Annotated in this window: 15 protein-coding genes; 10 read left to right on the forward strand and 5 right to left on the reverse strand. The window is 74.2% G+C overall.

Annotated features, from left to right (window positions below; translation table 11 throughout):
* Positions 1 to 37 precede the first annotated feature (37 nt).
* Entirely contained in the window at positions 38 to 907 is an 870-nt protein-coding gene (locus O7599_RS31430) for a class I SAM-dependent methyltransferase (RefSeq protein WP_281618995.1), read from the reverse strand.
* A gap of 338 nt (positions 908 to 1,245) precedes the next feature.
* On the opposite strand from O7599_RS31430, the gene rpsA reads away from it, so the two are divergent.
* The 4 genes from rpsA to O7599_RS31450 all read left to right on the forward strand — a co-directional run bounded on the left by rpsA (position 1,246) and on the right by O7599_RS31450 (position 7,374).
* Entirely contained in the window at positions 1,246 to 2,739 is a 1,494-nt protein-coding gene (gene rpsA, locus O7599_RS31435) for a 30S ribosomal protein S1 (RefSeq protein WP_281618996.1), read from the forward strand.
* 180 nt (positions 2,740 to 2,919) lie between these two features.
* Positions 2,920 to 4,185 (forward strand): histidine kinase, encoded by a 1,266-nt coding sequence (locus O7599_RS31440; RefSeq protein ID WP_281618997.1) that lies wholly within the window; start codon positions 2,920 to 2,922, stop codon positions 4,183 to 4,185.
* Complete coding sequence (locus tag O7599_RS31445) at positions 4,182 to 4,850, forward strand: response regulator transcription factor (protein WP_281618998.1); 669 nt, start codon at positions 4,182 to 4,184, stop codon at positions 4,848 to 4,850. Before O7599_RS31440 ends, O7599_RS31445 begins: the two co-directional genes overlap by 4 nt.
* A 286-nt stretch (positions 4,851 to 5,136) precedes the next feature.
* Complete coding sequence (locus O7599_RS31450) at positions 5,137 to 7,374, forward strand: MMPL family transporter (protein WP_281618999.1); 2,238 nt, start codon at positions 5,137 to 5,139, stop codon at positions 7,372 to 7,374.
* 58 nt (positions 7,375 to 7,432) lie between these two features.
* On the opposite strand, the gene O7599_RS31455 is transcribed toward O7599_RS31450, so the two are convergent.
* Complete coding sequence (locus tag O7599_RS31455) at positions 7,433 to 8,671, reverse strand: ABC transporter substrate-binding protein (RefSeq protein WP_281619000.1); 1,239 nt, start codon at positions 8,669 to 8,671, stop codon at positions 7,433 to 7,435.
* 320 nt (positions 8,672 to 8,991) lie between these two features.
* Between O7599_RS31455 and O7599_RS31460 the strand changes: the two genes are divergently transcribed.
* The 5 genes from O7599_RS31460 (at position 8,992) to O7599_RS31480 (ending at position 12,970) form a co-directional block, all read left to right on the forward strand.
* Positions 8,992 to 9,918 (forward strand): PAC2 family protein, encoded by a 927-nt coding sequence (locus tag O7599_RS31460; RefSeq protein WP_281619001.1) that lies wholly within the window; start codon positions 8,992 to 8,994, stop codon positions 9,916 to 9,918.
* A gap of 18 nt (positions 9,919 to 9,936) precedes the next feature.
* Positions 9,937 to 10,557: a dephospho-CoA kinase gene (gene coaE / locus O7599_RS31465; protein ID WP_281619002.1), complete on the forward strand. Its 621-nt coding sequence runs from the start codon at positions 9,937 to 9,939 to the stop codon at positions 10,555 to 10,557.
* A 106-nt stretch (positions 10,558 to 10,663) separates the two neighbouring features.
* The gene (locus tag O7599_RS31470; protein WP_027771297.1) at positions 10,664 to 11,029 is read left to right on the forward strand and encodes a tetratricopeptide repeat protein; all 366 of its coding nucleotides are present in this window, start codon (positions 10,664 to 10,666) and stop codon (positions 11,027 to 11,029) included.
* A gap of 127 nt (positions 11,030 to 11,156) precedes the next feature.
* Positions 11,157 to 11,831 (forward strand): nitroreductase family protein, encoded by a 675-nt coding sequence (locus O7599_RS31475; protein ID WP_281619003.1) that lies wholly within the window; start codon positions 11,157 to 11,159, stop codon positions 11,829 to 11,831.
* A gap of 266 nt (positions 11,832 to 12,097) precedes the next feature.
* Positions 12,098 to 12,970 (forward strand): sugar phosphate isomerase/epimerase, encoded by an 873-nt coding sequence (locus tag O7599_RS31480; protein ID WP_281623594.1) that lies wholly within the window; start codon positions 12,098 to 12,100, stop codon positions 12,968 to 12,970.
* A gap of 296 nt (positions 12,971 to 13,266) precedes the next feature.
* On the opposite strand, the gene O7599_RS31485 is transcribed toward O7599_RS31480, so the two are convergent.
* Positions 13,267 to 15,036 carry a hypothetical protein gene (locus tag O7599_RS31485; protein WP_281619004.1) on the reverse strand — a complete coding sequence of 590 codons (1,770 nt, stop codon included), beginning with the start codon at positions 15,034 to 15,036 and terminating at the stop codon, positions 13,267 to 13,269.
* Between the two features lie 371 nt (positions 15,037 to 15,407).
* On the opposite strand from O7599_RS31485, the gene O7599_RS31490 reads away from it, so the two are divergent.
* Positions 15,408 to 16,049 carry a uridine kinase gene (locus O7599_RS31490; protein WP_281619005.1) on the forward strand — a complete coding sequence of 214 codons (642 nt, stop codon included), beginning with the start codon at positions 15,408 to 15,410 and terminating at the stop codon, positions 16,047 to 16,049.
* Between the two features lie 112 nt (positions 16,050 to 16,161).
* Here O7599_RS31490 and O7599_RS31495 read toward each other — a convergent pair whose 3' ends face one another.
* Together O7599_RS31495 and O7599_RS31500 are read right to left on the reverse strand one after the other, a co-directional pair.
* Positions 16,162 to 16,461: a DUF6343 family protein gene (locus O7599_RS31495; protein ID WP_281619006.1), complete on the reverse strand. Its 300-nt coding sequence runs from the start codon at positions 16,459 to 16,461 to the stop codon at positions 16,162 to 16,164.
* A gap of 73 nt (positions 16,462 to 16,534) precedes the next feature.
* Positions 16,535 to 16,846, reverse strand: a complete 312-nt coding sequence (locus O7599_RS31500) for a hypothetical protein (RefSeq protein ID WP_281619007.1) — start codon at positions 16,844 to 16,846, stop codon at positions 16,535 to 16,537.
* Between the last annotated feature and the right edge of the window lie 71 nt (positions 16,847 to 16,917).

Below are 16,917 nucleotides of genomic sequence, written 5' to 3' on the forward strand. Positions count from 1 at the left end.
CTCGGGCTGCTCCTGCTGGTCAGGCTGGTCAGGTCTTTCAGGCCGCTTCGCAGACGAAGATCGCCGTCCCGGGGATCAGGTGCCCGCGCAGCGGCGACCAGCCGCCCCACTCCTGGTCGTGCCATTCCGGCCACTCCGGTTCCACCAGGTCGAGCAGCCGGAAGCCGCCGTCCACCACGTCGCGGACCCGGTCGCCGAGCGTCCGGTGGTGCTCGACGTAGACCGCGCGCCCCTCGTCGTCCTGCTCGACGTACGGCGTGCGGTCGAAGTACGACGCGGCGACCGACAGCCCCTCAGGGCCCGGTTCGTCCGGGAAGGCCCAGCGCACGGGGTGGGTGACGGAGAAGACCCACCGCCCGCCCGGGCGCAGCACCCGCCGGACCTCGCGGATCACCGCGACCGGCTCGGCGACGAAGGGCACGGCGCCGTACGCGGAGCACGCCAGGTCGAACGCCGCGTCGCGGAACGGCAGCGCGGTCGCGTCCGCCTGCAGCAGCGGAAACGGCGGGGCTTCCGCCGCTTCGAGGGCCGAGAGGCGTGCGTGCTGGAGCTGGCGGTGCGAGAGGTCCAGCGCTACGGGCCGCGCCCCCTGCGCCGCGAGCCAGCGCGAGCACTGTGCCGCCCCCGCGCCCACCTCCAGCACCGTGCGCCCCGCCAGCGAACCCGCCGGCCCGAGGAGCCGCGCCTCGGCCTCGTCCAGCCCTTCCGGGCCCCAGATGAAGCGCGCGCCGTCCGCGCCGCCGAGGAAGCCGCCGTGTTCGCGCTGATAGTCGTCGGCGTTGCGGTCCCACCAGCCACGGCTCGCCTGCCGGGTTTCCCGCGCGGGGACGGGCCGTCGGGTAGCCTCTGCCGGAACATCCGCGTCAGCGGCACCGCCGCCGGCACTTTTCTCGTACTCGTGGACCATCGGCCGGACCGTCGTAGTACCTTCCTGCCACGCGCGAGAGTGACGGGGCGCCACTACTGCCAGGTATGGGGCGGCATGCCCCAGGTGCACTCTTCGCGCATTGACCATGCCCGGCTGCCCCCGTATGCTACAAGTTGCGCTGCGGGCCTGCGTGCCTCGGACGGAGCAGGCCGCGCTCGCATCTGTTGTATGTCCCCTCGGTTCACGAGGCGCTGCCGGACTTCCTGGTGGAGTCGGGAAAGCGCCTCTTAGGCTGTCCGGCTTCGGCGGTGCGATCACAGGGCTCTCGGCGTGGAGTGACGACGACTCAACTTGCCCGTACCGGAGCCCAATCCCACATGACGAGCAGCACCGAGAACACCGCGGCCGCCACTGCGCAGGTCGCGGTCAACGACATCGGTTCCGAGGAAGCCTTCCTCGCCGCGATCGACGAGACGATCAAGTACTTCAACGACGGCGACATCGTCGACGGCGTCATCGTGAAGGTCGACCGGGACGAGGTCCTGCTCGACATCGGCTACAAGACCGAGGGTGTCATCCCATCGCGGGAGCTCTCGATCAAGCACGACGTCGACCCGAACGAGGTCGTCGCCGTCGGCGACGAGATCGAGGCCCTTGTGCTCCAGAAGGAGGACAAGGAAGGCCGGCTGATCCTCTCGAAGAAGCGCGCGCAGTACGAGCGCGCGTGGGGCACCATCGAGAAGATCAAGGAAGAGGACGGCATCGTCACCGGTACCGTCATCGAGGTCGTCAAGGGCGGTCTCATCCTCGACATCGGCCTGCGGGGCTTCCTGCCCGCGTCGCTGGTCGAGATGCGCCGCGTGCGCGACCTGCAGCCCTATGTCGGCAAGGAGCTCGAAGCCAAGATCATTGAGCTGGACAAGAACCGGAACAACGTGGTTCTGTCCCGCCGCGCCTGGCTGGAGCAGACCCAGTCGGAGGTCCGCCAGACCTTCCTCACCACCCTGCAGAAGGGCCAGGTGCGATCGGGTGTGGTGTCCTCGATCGTCAACTTCGGCGCCTTCGTGGACCTGGGTGGCGTGGACGGACTGGTGCACGTGTCCGAGCTGTCCTGGAAGCACATCGACCACCCGTCCGAGGTGGTCGAGGTCGGCCAGGAGGTCACGGTCGAGGTCCTGGACGTCGACATGGACCGCGAGCGCGTCTCGCTGTCCCTGAAGGCGACCCAGGAAGACCCGTGGCAGCAGTTCGCGCGCACGCACCAGATCGGTCAGGTCGTGCCCGGCAAGGTCACGAAGCTCGTGCCGTTCGGCGCGTTCGTCCGTGTCGACGAGGGCATCGAGGGCCTGGTCCACATCTCCGAGCTGGCCGAGCGGCACGTGGAGATTCCGGAGCAGGTCGTCCAGGTCGGCGACGAGATCTTCGTCAAGGTCATCGACATCGACCTGGAGCGTCGCCGCATCAGCCTCTCGCTGAAGCAGGCGAACGAGACCTTCGGCCCCGACCCGATGGCCGTCGACTTCGACCCGACGCTCTACGGCATGGCCGCCTCGTACGACGACCAGGGCAACTACATCTACCCCGAGGGCTTCGACCCGGAGACCAACGAGTGGCTCGACGGGTACGAGAAGCAGCGCGAGGAGTGGGAGGGCCAGTACGCCGAGGCCCACACCCGCTTCGAGCAGCACCAGGCGCAGGTCGTCAAGTCCCGCGAGGCCGACGCCCAGGCGGCGGCCGAGGCGGGCGACTCGGCGCCGGCTCCGACCGGCGGCGGTTCGTACTCCTCCGAGGGTGCCGACGACTCCGGCGCGCTGGCCTCGGACGAGGCGCTGGCGGCGCTCCGCGAGAAGCTGGCCGGCGGCCAGAGCTGACCGCGGGCCGGGTGGCTTAGCAGGCAGTACGCAGGAAGCAGCACGACAGACGGAAGCCCGTCGTCCCCTCGGGGCGGCGGGCTTCCGCCGTGCCCGCCTGTCGCGGGGGCGGTTCGCGGGGGCTCACGGGGGTGTGTGCCTTCGCTCCGGGGCGTGCGCCCGGGCACGTACGCTGGGGTCGTGCCCCTGCCCGTACGTCAGCTCCGCCTGCCCCAGGGCCGCGCGGCGGACACCGCCCTCGCGGCCGGGACGGGCGTGCTGGTGGCGCTGGGCACGGTGCAGGCGTTCGTCGGCCAGCGCAGGGAACCGTGGGCGACGACGGCGCTGGGCTGGGTGCTGATCGCGCTCGCCTGCGGGGCGCTGTACTTCGCCCGCCGCCATCCGGTCGCCGTGGGCACGTTCGTCACCCTGGCCGTCGGCGTCTACTACGTGAACAGTGCGTACGACGGTCCGCTGTTCGTCGTGCTCGTCATCGCGCTGTACTGCGTGGCCGCCGCGGGGCGGCTGCGCGCGGCGGTGGCGCTGGGCGCGCTCGTCGTCGCCGGCACCGCCGCGGGGACGATGTCGGGCAATGACGACGTCAACGGCATCGCGCTGTTCATGCTCACCGGCTGGGTCGTCGCCGTGGTGGCGCTGGGCGCGATGTGGCACGGGCGCCGGGCGTACGTCGAAGGCGAGGCGCGCCGCCGCGCGACCGAGGAACGGCTGCGCATCGCACGCGAGTTGCACGACGTGATCGGGCATCACATCTCGCTCATCAACGTCCAGTCGGGGGCCGCCCTGCACCGGCTGAAGAAGAGCGACGCCCCGGACCCGGCCGCGGCCGACGCCCTGGCGACCATCAAGGAGACGAGCCGCGAGACGCTGCGCGAGCTGCGCGCCACCCTGGGGGTGCTGCGGCAGGTCGACGACGAGGCGCCGACGGCGCCCGCGCCGGGGCTGGCGCGCCTGGGTGAACTGACCGAGCGGGCGGCGGGCACGGCGGGACTGCGGGTGCGCACGGTGGTGGCGGGCGCGGAGCGGGCCCTGCCGGCGGAGCTGGACCTGACGGCGTACCGCGTCGTGCAGGAGTCGCTGACGAACGTCGCGCGGCATGCGCGGGGGGCCACGTCCGTGACCGTACGGCTGGACTACGGTGAGCGTGAGCTGCGGCTGACGGTCGAGGACGACGGGCGGGGCAGCGCCGCCGAGGCCCGCGCCGGGGGCGGGGCCGGAGCCGGTGGCGGGGCCGCGGCCGGGGTCGGGGCCCGGATCGGCGCGGTCGGCGGCGGCGTCGGCGGCGGGAGCGGCGTCGGCGGCGGGAGCGGTGGTGGCAGCGGCATCGGCGGGATGCGGGAGCGGGCGCGGGCGGTCGGCGGGGAGCTGGCCGCGGGGCCGCGGCCGGGCGGCGCCGGCTTCGTCGTCACGGCCCGGCTGCCCTACGGAACGGAGCACGCCCAGCCATGATCAGGATTCTGCTGGCGGACGACCAGAAGCTGGTGCGCGCCGGCTTCCGCTCGATCCTGGAGGACGAGGCCGACCTCGACGTGGTCGGGGAGGTGAGCGACGGCGCCGAGGCGGTGGCCGCATGCCGCGAACTGCGCCCCGACATCGTCCTGATGGACATCCGGATGCCCGGCACGGATGGCCTGGAGGCCGCCCGGCGGATCGCCGCGGACGAGCGGCTGGCGGACGTCCGGGTCGTCATCCTGACGACGTTCGACCTCGACGACTACGTGTACGGGGCGCTGCGCGCCGGCGCCGCCGGGTTCCTGGTCAAGGACACGGAGCCGGAGGAGCTCATCCACGCGGTGCGGGTGGCGGCGCGCGGCGACGCGCTGATCAGCCCGTCGGTGACGCGGCGGCTGATCGCCGAGTTCGCGGGCCGGGTGAAGGCGCCGGAGCCGGGGCCGCGGCTGAACGCGCTGACCGAGCGGGAAGCCGAGGTGATGCGGCTGGTGGCGGCGGGGCTGACGAACGACGAGATCGCGGCGCGGCTGGTGCTGAGCCCGGCGACGGCGAAGACGCACGTGAGCCGGATCATGACGAAGCTGGGGGTGCGGGACCGGGCGCAGTTGGTGGTGCTGGCGTACGAGTCGGGGATGGTCAGGCCGGGCTGGCTGGCGCCCTGACGGGGGCCCGCGAGCACCTCGCTGTCGGTGGGGCGGCCTACCCTTGGGCGGGTGCGTGGGGGACGTGCGGGACAGGAGGCGTGGCCACCTGGTGACACTGGCGCGTGGGGCATGTGGCGCCGGGCCGTAGGGGTTTTCGCGTCCGCCACCTAGGGAATACGGCGGCATTCGGGGCGCGGTCGCAACCCGGGTAGTACGGGTCGGCGGGCGGTGCAACCGGTGGGGTAGTGCCGTTGCCCGCGTCCGGCCGATGTGCCCGCCGCAGGCGGCCCGGCACGCTGACGGCATGTCCGCACACAGCACCGCTCCACCACCCGCCCCTTCCGGCACACGCCCCGGGCTCTTCGCCCGTCTCGCCGACTGGTCGCGCCGGCGTCGCCGGCTCGCGATCCTCCTCTGGGTCGCCGTCCTCCTCGGCGTCACCGCCGCCTCCCAGGCCGCCGGGAGCAACTGGCGCAACGACTTCTCCCTCCCCGGCACCGACTCGCAGGCCGCCACCGACCTGCTGGAGCGGCACGGCTCCGCGCAGGCGGGCGACAGCGTGGAGATCGTGTTCAAGGACGAGCGGGGGCTGCGCGCCGCGGGCACCGAGCGGGACGTCGAGCGCATGCTCGACCAGGTGCGCGGGCTGCCGAGCGTCGTGGACGTGCGCAGCCCGTACGCCGACGGCGGGGCGGCGGTCTCCGAGGGCGGCGACGTCGCGTACGCCACCGTCACCCTGGACGACAAGGCGGAGCTGGTGCCGAAGGAGGACGTCCGGGAGATCATCGACACCGCGCAGCGGGCCGGGAGCGACGCGCTGCAGGTCGAGCTGGGCGGCGACGCCGTGCGCGGCGTGGAGGAGGAGAGCGGCGGGGCCGCCGAGGGTGCGGGGATGCTCGCCGCGCTGGTGATCCTGGTGCTGCTCTTCGGCTCCCTGGTGGCCGCCGCGGTGCCGCTGGGCACCGCGCTGTTCGCGGTCGGCACCGCCGTCGGGCTGATCACCCTGGCCGGGCACGTCTTCACCGTCGCCGACTTCACCCCGCCGATCATGATGCTCGTCGGTCTCGGCGTCGGCGTCGACTACGCGCTGCTCATCTTCTACCGGTACCGCCACGAGCTGATCCGCGGCGCGGACCGGGACGGCGCCGCACGTATCGCGCTCGACGCCGCCGGGCGCACGGTCTTCTTCGCCGGCTGCACCGTCATCATCGCGCTCCTCGGCCTGGTCGCCCTCGGGCTCGGCGCGCTCCAGGGCGTGGCGCTCGCGGTGGCGCTGACCGTGCTGGTCACCATGGCCGCGTCGCTGGTGCTGCTGCCCGCGTTGCTCGCCGTGCTCGGCCGGCGCATCCAGCGCCACGTCCTCAAGCGCGCCGGGAAGGCCGCGGCCAAGGGCAGGACCGAGGACAGCCGCTGGCGCGCGCTGGCGACCGCGGTGCAGCGCCGCCCGCTGCCGGCGCTGGTCGCCGCCCTCGTGGCGCTGACGGCGCTGTCCGCGCCCGCGCTCGGCATGCGGCTCGGCTTCGCCGACGCCGGGAACGACGCGCCCTCGACCACCAGCAGGCAGGCGTACGACCTGCTCGCCGAGGGCTTCGGGCCCGGCTTCAACGGCCCGCTCGTCGTCGTCGCGCAGGGCGGCGGGGCGGCCGGCGCGGCCGAGGCGGGAGAAGAGGCGCAGGCCCGGATCGCGCAGGCCGACGGGGTCGCGGCGACGACCCCGCCGATGCCGTCCGAGGACGGCGAGGTCACCACCGTCATCGTCTTCCCCGAGTCCGCGCCGCAGGACGCCGCGACCGCGGACCTCGTCCACGACCTGCGCGACGACGTGCTGCCGCGGCTGTCGGCCGAGACGGGCTCGGAGTACCTGGTCGGCGGCGCCACCGCCGCCACCCAGGACTTCTCCGACACCGTCGCCGACCGGATGCCGCTGTTCGTCGCCCTCGTCGTCGGGCTGTCGACACTGCTGCTGATGCTGGTGTTCCGCTCGCTGTGGATCCCGCTCAAGGCGGCGGTGCTGAACCTGCTGTCCATCGGGGCCGCACTCGGCGTGATCACGCTGGTGTTCCAGGAGGGCTGGTTCGGCGTGCAGCCGGGGCCCATCGAGGCGTTCATTCCCGTGATGATCTTCGCGATCGTCTTCGGGCTCTCCATGGACTACGAGGTCTTCCTCGTCTCCCGGATGCACGAGGAGTGGGAGCGTACGAAGAACGCCGCACACGCGGTACGGGAGGGCCTGGCCGTCACCGGGCAGGTGATCACGGCGGCGGCGCTGATCATGATCGTGGTGTTCGCGGCCTTCATCCTCAGCCCGAGCCGGATGCTGCAGCAGTTCGGCCTGGGCCTCGCGGTGGCGATCCTGCTGGACGCCCTGGTGATCCGCTGCCTGATCGTGCCCGCGGTGATGCAGTTGCTCGGGCGGCACGCCTGGTGGCTGCCGGGGCCGCTGGCCAGGAGGCTGCCGAAGGTGGCGCTGGAGCGTCCCGGGGAGCCCGCGGAGGACGCGGGGCGGGAGCGGTCCGAGCGGCGGGGTGCCGGGGTCCCGTAGGACACCGGCGACCACCGGCCGCGCGGCGGGGGTACGGGCACGCCCGTACCCCCGCCGCTCAGCGGTGCTCCTCCGCCTGCTGCCGCCACCGGCCGTCCTCCCGGAGGTCGAGCCACACCACCGGGTGTGCCTCGGCCTCCGACAACTGCGTCCACCAGCCGCCCAGCGTCCCCCGCACCGGCACCGTCGGCAGCGCCTCGGCCAGCGCCGCGCGCGCCAGGTCCGGCTCGTTGCTGCTGCGCTCCTCCGCCGAGACGGTGTCCCAGGCGGAGAGCATGGCGCGGGCGGCGTCGTAGGTCTCGACGGCGTACGGGCGCGTGGCCAGGTCGTCGCCGAGGGCCCGGCGGACGGCGGCGCGGCGGTCGGCGTCGGGGTCCAGGGCGACGTCGTAGTGGCCGCGGACGGTCAGCCAGCCGTCCGGTACGGAGAAGTCCGCGTCGGCGGCGGCGTTGCGGCCCGTGCAGGTCGGCGCCGTCGGGTCCCACAGCGCCTTCACGCCGTCGAACCCGCTGTCCTCGACCTGCTCCAGCCACTCCGCCAGGTTCGCCGCCCCGCCCTCCAGGAACACCGCGTCCGGCCGGAACCCGGCGATGCCGTCGGCGAGCTGCCCCGCGTCGTCGGCGCGTACCTCGACGCCGTCCGCGCGCAGCCGCCTCACCAGCGCCCGGGTGGGGTCGGCGGCGGTGTCGCCGCGGACGTAGACCCGGCGGACCCCGGGCGCGGCGGCGAGGTGGCGGGCCAGGACGACGCCCATGTCGGCGGTGGAGGCGGAGGAGCGCAGCTCGTTGGTGTCGGCGTAGCGCGGCTCGGGGCTGAGACCGGCGCCTTCGTGGCGGCAGGCGCGTACGACGGGGAGGCGGAAGGACGTCAGGCCGCTCTCCGGCAGCCTGAGGGCGGGGTCGCCGCCGACGACCCCGGTCAGGCCGGGCTCCATCTCCAGCCAGCGGGCTATCAGCCGGCCGTTCGCGGGCTCGGTGGACTCCTTGTGGGCGGTGAGGTCCGAGACGGCCAGCCGGGGTGTCGCCAGGGCGCCGTTGCCCCCGGCGCCACCGCCGCCGTGGTCGGCGAGCGCCCGGGTCACGCTGCGGGTCAGGACGGTGTCCCGGCCGCCGCCCGGATCGGCGTCCCCGAGGGCGCCTATGCGGTACACGCCGGTGAAGGCGGCCGCGGTGGTGGCGTCCGGCGAGGGCATCCCCGGCGGTCTCAGACCGGTGTCGCCGGGCCACACGGCCACGACGATGCTCGCGATCACGAGCACGCAGGCACCGATGGCGGCGAGCGTGAGGGAGCGCGACACTCGGTGCCGCCCCCCTCGGCGGGGCCGCAACGGCTCCCGCAACCCGCCGCGCCCGCCCGGGACTTCTCCTCCCGGCCCCTCCTGAGGCACGACGACCCCCTCCTTCCGCGAAGAAGGACGCTATCCGTCACGGAGAGGTTCCGCCGCCGCAGGGCATGATCCAGCCACAAGATCCAGCCACGTGATCCGGCCACATGGTCCGGCCGGATGTGAGGGCCTGCGGCACGGCCGGCCTGCCCGTACGGGCGGCCCGGCCGCCGCGGGCGGAATCCGTTTGCGTCACCGGGAATCACCGGGGACACGCGGGGTGTTACACCCGCATGAGCATGTACGAATGGGACCCCAGCGGGCTCGCGGCCGTCGACGCGGTGCTGGAGCACGACTCGGCGGGGCTGACTCTGCTCTACCACCTCGAAGGCTTCATGGACGCCGGCGAGACCGGCGCCCAGATCAACGAGCGGCTGCTCGACGATCTGCCGCACGAGGTCGTCGCCCGCTTCGACCACGACCGGCTCGTCGACTACCGCGCGCGCCGCCCCCTGATGACGTTCCGGCGCGACCACTGGGCCGCGTACGAGGTCCCCGCGCTCGAACTGCACCTGGTGCGCGACGCGACCGCCAGCCCCTTCCTCCTGCTGTCGGGTCCGGAGCCCGACGTGGAGTGGGAGCGGTTCGCCGAGGCCGTCCGCGAGATCGTGGAGCGGCTGAACGTGCGCCTGGCGGTCAACTTCAACGGGGTTCCCATGGGCGTGCCGCACACCCGCCCGGTGGGCCTCACGCCGCACGGCAACCGCATCGACCTGGTGCCGGGCCACCGCGGCGTCTTCGACGAGGCGCAGGTCCCCGGCAGCGCCGACGCGCTGCTGGAGTACCGGCTCGGTGAGGCCGGGCACGACGTCCTGGGCGTCGCCGCGCACGTGCCGCACTACCTGTCCCGCACCCCGTACCCGGACGCGGCGCTGACCGTCCTGGAGTCGATCACCTCCGCGACGGGCCTCGTCCTGCCGGGCGTGGCGCACGCGCTGCGCTCCGAGGCACTGAAGGTGCAGAACGAGATCGAGCGGCAGGTCGACGAGGGCGACGAGGAACTGGTGGGCATGGTCCGCGGGCTTGAGCACCAGTACGACGCGCTGTCCGGCGGCGACGAACGGGAGAACCTGATGGCCGAGCCCGCCGAGCTGCCCTCGGCGGACGAGCTGGGCAGCGCCTTCGAGCAGTTCCTCGCGGAGCGCGAGGAGGGGGACTGAGGCGCCTACGCTGGACCCATGCTGACGGTGGGACTGACCGGCGGGATCGGCGCCGGCAAGAGTGCGGTGGCGCGGGCCCTGGCCTCGTACGGAGCGGTGATCGTCGACTCCGATGAGATCGCCCGCGAGGTGGTGGAGCCCGGCACGCCGGGTCTTGCGGCGGTCGTCGCGGAGTTCGGAGCGGAGGTGCTCACCGCGGACGGGAGCCTGGACCGGGCGAGGCTCGGCGGCATCGTCTTCGCGGACGCCGGCCGGCGCCAGGCCCTGAACGGCATCGTCCACCCCCTGGTCCGCGACCGCTCCGCGGCGCTCCAGGAGGCGGCGGGACCGGACGCGATCGTCGTGAACGACGTGCCGCTGCTGGCCGAGAACGATCTTGCCGGGCTGTACGACGTCGTCGTGGTCGTCGATGCCGCGCCGGCCACGCAGCTCGACCGGCTGGTGCGGCTGCGCGGCATGGCGCCGGACGAGGCGCGCGCCCGGATGGCGGCGCAGGCCACGCGCGAGCAGCGGCTGGCGATCGCCGACATCGTCGTGGACAACGACGGGACGCCGGAGGAGCTGGCCGAGCGGGTACGGAAGGTCTGGGAGGAACTGGTGGCACGCAAGGGGGTCAGGGGGCGGAACGGCGGGGCATGATCCCCTGTTGGAGGCCGGTCGTCTCCCGCCGGGAACGTAGGAAGACGCGAGACACCGGACGCGACACGCGAAACGGAAGACAGGGAAGTCGAGGAAGGAGTACGCCGTGGCCGAGCGCAGCCCGGAGACCGACGTCGTCGACTACCGGGCGGCCGAGCAGTTGCTCGCCGCCCGCGATCCGCGCGGCGCGGTCCAACTGCTCGACCCGCTGGTCGAGGCCCATCCCGAGAAGGTCTCGCCGCGGCTGCTGCGCGCCCGCGCGTACTTCATGAGCGCCCGCCTCCGCGCGGCGGAGGCCGACTTCCGCACGGTCATCGACCGGGAGCCGGACAACGCCTACGCGCACTTCGCGCTGGCCCGCACGCTGGAGCGGGCCGGCGGCGACCCGGACGAGGTGCGGCGGCACTTCCGGCTGGCGGCGGCGCTGGATCCGCGGCCGGACTTCGTGGACGCGGCGGGGTTCGAGGAGTAGCGGGGGCGCGGGCCGGCCGCCCGGCGGGCGGCGGCGGACGGGTGCGGCGGGGGGCCGCGCGGCGGGCGCGGGCCTTCGGCTCGTACCAGGTCTAGGCCGGGCCGCCGGGCCGTGTTCTGCTGGCCTGATGACGACCTCGCAGCCGCATCCGGCCCCGTATCCCACCGTCCCGTACGAGCCCCTCGGCGTGCCGGCACCGGACGCGGCGGTGCGCAGCCGCGCCTTCCACGACGCGATGACGCGCCGCCGTACCGTGCGGGACTTCTCCCCGCGCCCGATCCCGGACGACGTGCTGGAGTGGGCGGTCCGTACCGCCGCCACCGCGCCCAGCGGCGCCAACGTGCAGCCCTGGCGCTTCGTCGTCGTCACCGACCCGGAGCGCAAGCGGCGGCTGCGGGAGGCGGCGGAGGAGGCGGAGCGGGAGTTCTACGCGCGCCGGGCCTCGCCGGAGTGGCTGGCGGCGCTGGCGCCGCTGGGCACGGACTGGCACAAGCCCTTCCTGGAGACGGCGCCCGCGGTGATCGTCGTCTTCGAGGTGCACAAGGGTCCGCGGAGCCCGCGCCCGTACTACACGAAGGAGTCGGTCGGCATCGCCGTCGGCTTCCTCCTCGCTTCGCTGCACCAGGCGGGGCTCGCGACGCTCACGCACACACCGAGCCCGATGCGGTTCCTCGGCGAGGTGTGCGAGCGGCCCCCGGAGGAGCGGGCGGCGTACGTGATCCCGGTCGGCTACCCCGCGGACGGGGCGCGGGTGCCGGACATCCGGCGCAAGGACCTGGACGACGTGCTGGTCCGGCTCTGAGCCGGGGGCGCCAATGCGCGGGCGCGCGCGGGGCGGTGCTGCGGTGCGCCCGGTTGGGCTGTGGGCACCGCAGAAGTCGCCGGGGGTGCCGACCCGTTGACCGCGTGACGCGGGCCGCTTACGCTGATGCGCGCATGCCAGAAAGCGCTTTCTAGGCGGCGGACTCGTCATACGCGGGAGAGGCGGTTGTGCGCATGAACGGCAGGCACGAGACGGACCACGGAGCCGGGGGGACGGGCAGGTCCCGGCGGCGGGCGACGAGCGGGATGGGACGGCGCGCGCTGCTCACCGCGGCGCTCGGCGCCGGTACCGCCGCCGCCCTGGGCGGCACGGCCGGACCCGCGGCGGCGGCCGGGGCCGAGGCACACGGCAGGTGCGGCAAGCGGCGCATCCCGCCGGGCGGCATCGGCATGCACCTCTACACCATGCGCGGGCCGCTGGCCACGGACTTCGCCGGCACCCTGCAGCAGTTGGCGGACATCGGCTACGCCACCGTCGGCGTCAGCGGCCGGCACGGCCACGACGCGCAGCAGATCCGCGGCATGATCGACGACGCCGGGCTCAAGGCCGTGCTGGAGCACGTCGGGTACGACATCGTCTCCGGCAGCGGGCTGCCGAAGGCGATCGAGGACGTGCACACCCTGGGCGGCCAGTGGGTCGTCGTCCCCAGCCTGCCCGGTGCCATGCACACGCCGGCCGGCTTCCGCGAGGCGGCGCGCGTCCTGAACGAGGCCGGCCGCGCCTGCCGGGAGGCCGGGCTGCAGCAGGTGCTCTTCCACAACCACGGCAACGACCACGCCACCGTCGACGGCGAGGTGCTCTTCGACATCCTCGTCAACGAGACCGATCCGCAATTGGTCGCCTTCGAGTTCGACCTGTACTGGGCGGTGGACGGCGGCGCCGACCCGCTCACGTACTTCCGCCGGCACCCGGGCCGCTTCCCCGCGCTGCACGTCAAGGACATGGCGGAGAACGGCGACATCGCCGACGTCGGCTCGGGTGTGCTGGACTTCGCGGAGATGTTCCAGGGGGCGAAGAGCGGCGGGATCAAGCAGTGGCTCGTCGAGCACGACAACCCGTCGGACCCGTTCGCGACGGCGCGCAACAGCTACGAGTACCTCGCGGCGCTGCGCTACTGAGGCGTGCGGCCGGTCCAGCCGTGCCGACGGCGCTTCCTGCGGTCACGTCGGTCACGGCACTCACGCTGCATTCGGTGAGTCCGGTGGTTCCGGTGCGTTCCCGGGCGGGGAACGCACCGGGCGGACCCGCACCCGGGCGGGTGTTCGCGGGTCCCGGCGCGGCGGCAGCGGCCCTCGCGGGCGGGCCCTCCCGGCCCCCGTCGACGGCCGCTGCCGCTCGGGCCGCAACCCGGGGCGGTGGGGGACGTGCCGGGTGCCGGACCTGACGTGAACCCCCGCCCTCAGAGGCTGTCCGGCTAGGGCCTGTTCAGCGCCCGCGCGGCGCCGGCGGCCGCGGCGGTGGCGAGAATCCACCCGGCGGCGGTGAGCAGATACGCCACCCACTGCGAGCCGCCGTCGGGCGCGAACGCGTTGCCCTGGCCGAAGTCGACGACCGGCAGCAGCGTGTCCAGGGTGTAGACGAACGGGTTGAAATCGATCTTCTTGCCGGGCTCCAACGGCCGCGGCCGGTCGGCCCGGAAGAGCAGGGAGCCCAGCGCCAGCAGCCCGGCCAGCCAGACGACGGCGCGCTCGGGGCGGTAGCCGTAGCCGACGGCGGCGTCCTGGACGAAGCCCCAGGCGCGGGCATACCAGCGCAGTTGGGTGCGGCGGGCGCGCTGCTTGGCGAGCAGGACGCGCCGGGCGTCGTCCTCGTGCCCGAGGCTGCGGTAGGCGGCGGCGAGTTGCTCGTAGGGCTGCGGGACGTACGTGCCGTCGCTGCGACCGAGCCAGGGCAGCCGCTCGGCGGCGGAGAGGGGGTTGCGGAGCTGTTCGTACACCGCGCCGTCGAGGCGGAGCCGGGCCGGCCAGGTGTCTGCCGCGTCGTGCAACACGCCGAGGGTGGAGTAGCGCAGGTCCAGGGCGCCGTCGAGGCGTGCGGTACCCAGATCGGCCTCGCGGGCAGTGGTGCGGCGCAGGCTGAGTGCGGTGGCACCGGGCGTGTGGCCCCTGATGTGGCTGCCGCCGGCCTGGATACGGCCAGTGATCTGCGCTCCCGACATCCGGATCAGACCGGTGGCCGTCAGCCGGTCCAGCACGACGTCGGCACCGACCTGTATCCCGTACGCGTCGAGCGCGGCGTCGTCCGCCTCCGTCCGCAGGTGCGCCCCGCTCATCACCAGCCGGCCGCCGACGGTCGCGTCGGCCAGCCGTATCTGGCCGTGGGATCGGAAGCGGTTGTCGAGCACGACATCGGACCCGACGTGCACACCCGGGGCGTCCAGGGTGCGTCCGGCGGGGTTGTCGAGCGTGGCACCGCGCAGGAACGCGGCGCCCGCGACGGCGGCGTTCCGGAGGCCGAGCCTGCCGGTCGCCGCCAGCCGGTACGCGGCGAAGTCGCCTTCGATCTGGACCCGGGCGGCGTCGAGTGCGGCGTCGCCGGAACCGGCGTCGAGCCGGGCCTCGCGCAGGTCGATGCTGCCGCCGACGCGGGCGCTGCGCAACACGACCGTGCCCCGGGCGGAGAAGCCGTCGCGCATGAGGATGTCGTTGTCGACTTGCAGCCGGGTGCCGTTGAGCACCTCGCCTTCGGGGTTGTGGAGCCGGGCGCCGTTGAGTATGAGGGTGCCGGCGATACGGGTCGCGACGAGCCGGACCTTGCCGCTGGTCGTACAACCGGTCAGGCGGAGGTTGCCCTCGGCCCAGAGGTGCGAGGCGAGCAGGCCCGGCAGATGCGAGCCGTTGAAGCTGAGCTGGCGCGTACGGGCGCCGTAGAGGTCGACGGACTCCTCGAACGAGCAGTCCTGGAGCCGCAGATGGTGCGCCACGTCGGCGTGGTCGAGGGCGAGGCGCCCGGTGATCCGCGCGCCGGTGAGCTGTACCGCGGCGGTGTGCCCGGACTCGGTGTCGCGCGCGCCGAGCAGCAGCGCGGTGACGACCTCGGCGCGCACGACGCGCTCCGGGCCCCAGGCGGCGCCCCCGGCCGGGTCGTCCGCGGCGGGGTCGCCCACCCGGAGGTCGACGCGCGTGGCGGTGGGGAAGGCGTCCCACAGCCGCCGCTCGGGCGGGCTCAGCTCGTCCGGTCCCACATGTCCCCCTCGCCTTCGGCGCCGACCGCGGTACGCCCGCTCGCATCCGCTGCCGGTACTCAACCACCCTCGCCGTCCACCGGGTTGGGCACCCCACCGGACCCGCCGAGCCCGGGGGGAGCGGACCGGCGCGCGGCACGGCGAAGGAAGCCGCCCTGGCCTGGCGGAGCCGCTGCGGAGGGCCCTCGCGCGTACGCCCGTGCCGTCCGATCCCACGACCCAGTCCCCGCCTGCGGGAGCGCCCCGGCGCGCACGCCCGTGCCACGGGACGTTCCAGGCGCCCGCCGAGCCGCCCGGCCCCGGCAAGGGCCCGGCCCCGGAGTGGGCCCGCACTCGGGCAACCCCCTGCGGCCAGGCGGCATCATGGAACCGTGCGGTTCGAAGCGATCTCCTGGGAGCGGCTCACCGAGGCGCTGGCCGAGCGTGTCGCCGACACGAAGGCGGCCGACGGCGGCGCGTGGCCGCGCGTCGCCGTGGACGGTGCCCCCGCGGCGGAGCCCGGCCTGCTCGCCGCCCGGGTCGCCGACGCCCTGCGGGTACGCGGGCGTGACGCCCTCGTCCTCGACGCGGGCGGATTCCTGCGGCCCGCCTCCCTCCGCTACGAGTTCGGGCGCGAGGATCCCGACGCGTACCACGACACCTGGCTCGACACCGGCGCCCTCTGGCGCGAGGTCTTCGGGCCCCTGGAGCCCGGCGGCGACGGCCGCGTCCTGCCCGACCTCTGGGACCCCGTCACCGACCGCGCCACGCGCACCCCGTACACCTCCCTGCCGGCCGGCGCCGTGCTGCTGCTGCACGGGCCGCTGCTGCTCGGCCGCTGGTTCCCCTTCGACCTGACCGTTCACCTCCGGCTCTCCGCCTCCGCCCTGGCCCGGCGCACACCCGAGCGGGACCGCTGGACACTGCCCGCCTTCGCCCGCTACGAGGAGGAGGCCGATCCCGCGGGCGCCGCCGATGTGCTCGTACGCCTCGATGACCCGCGCCGCCCGGCCTGGCGCCCCGAGCGGCCGTAGGGGACACCTCCCGGGAAGCCGGCCGGACCGCTCCTGCGGATCCGGCCGGATCCGGCCGCTCGCGCTCCGGCCCGCGACGGACCCCGCCGCAGGCGCGCGGCGCGCCCCCGCGTCAGGGCAGCCGCTTCGGCCTGGGCGGTTCCTCGTCCTCGCGTATCGGCTCGTACGGGGGCACGTCCGCGCCCGGCTGGAAATGCGAACCCTGTCTGATGCGCCGGACCACCACCACCATGTCGACGATCGTGATCGCGGCGAGTGCCGCGGTCACCGCGGCCCAGGCCGGTTGGTCGACGACGACGAAGAAGACCGTGCCCGCGATCATCCAGAGCGTTCCCCACAGCGCCAGCCAGAAGCGCATGCGCAGCGGAGAGCGGGCGTGTACGGGCTCGTCGCCGGAGCGGTTCAGCCTCATGCGTAGCACCTCCTGCCCCCAGCATCCGACTCTCCGGGGCCGAGGTCCAACCAGGCGCTGCGCGTACGGCCCCCTACTGCGCGCAGCGCGCCAGGGATATCCGGCGGCCCTGCGGCCACTGCGCCTCCGGCAGGCCCTCCGCCCGCTCGGCGTCCGCGACCCCGTCGGCCCTGCGGGCGGACCACACCGCCGCGTCCGCCCCGACCTGCACCTCCGCGGCCGCGCCCGGCCGGTCCGCCCCGGTCGGCTCCGTGCGCTCCGCCAGCTCGGCGGCCAGCCCCGCCAGGTCCAGCCCGGCACCCTCGGTCTCGTCCACGTCGCACGCGGCCAGGCCGAGCTCATGCTCCGCCGATTCGAGCTCGTCGACAACGTCGTGGTAGTCCATGCCCTGGAAGCTACAACCCCCCACTGACAACGGCCGCCCCGGCCGCCCTCAGCGCCCCATTTTCCCCGGCA

Source organism: Streptomyces sp. WMMC500, from assembly GCF_027497195.1.
GTDB lineage: Bacteria > Actinomycetota > Actinomycetes > Streptomycetales > Streptomycetaceae > Streptomyces.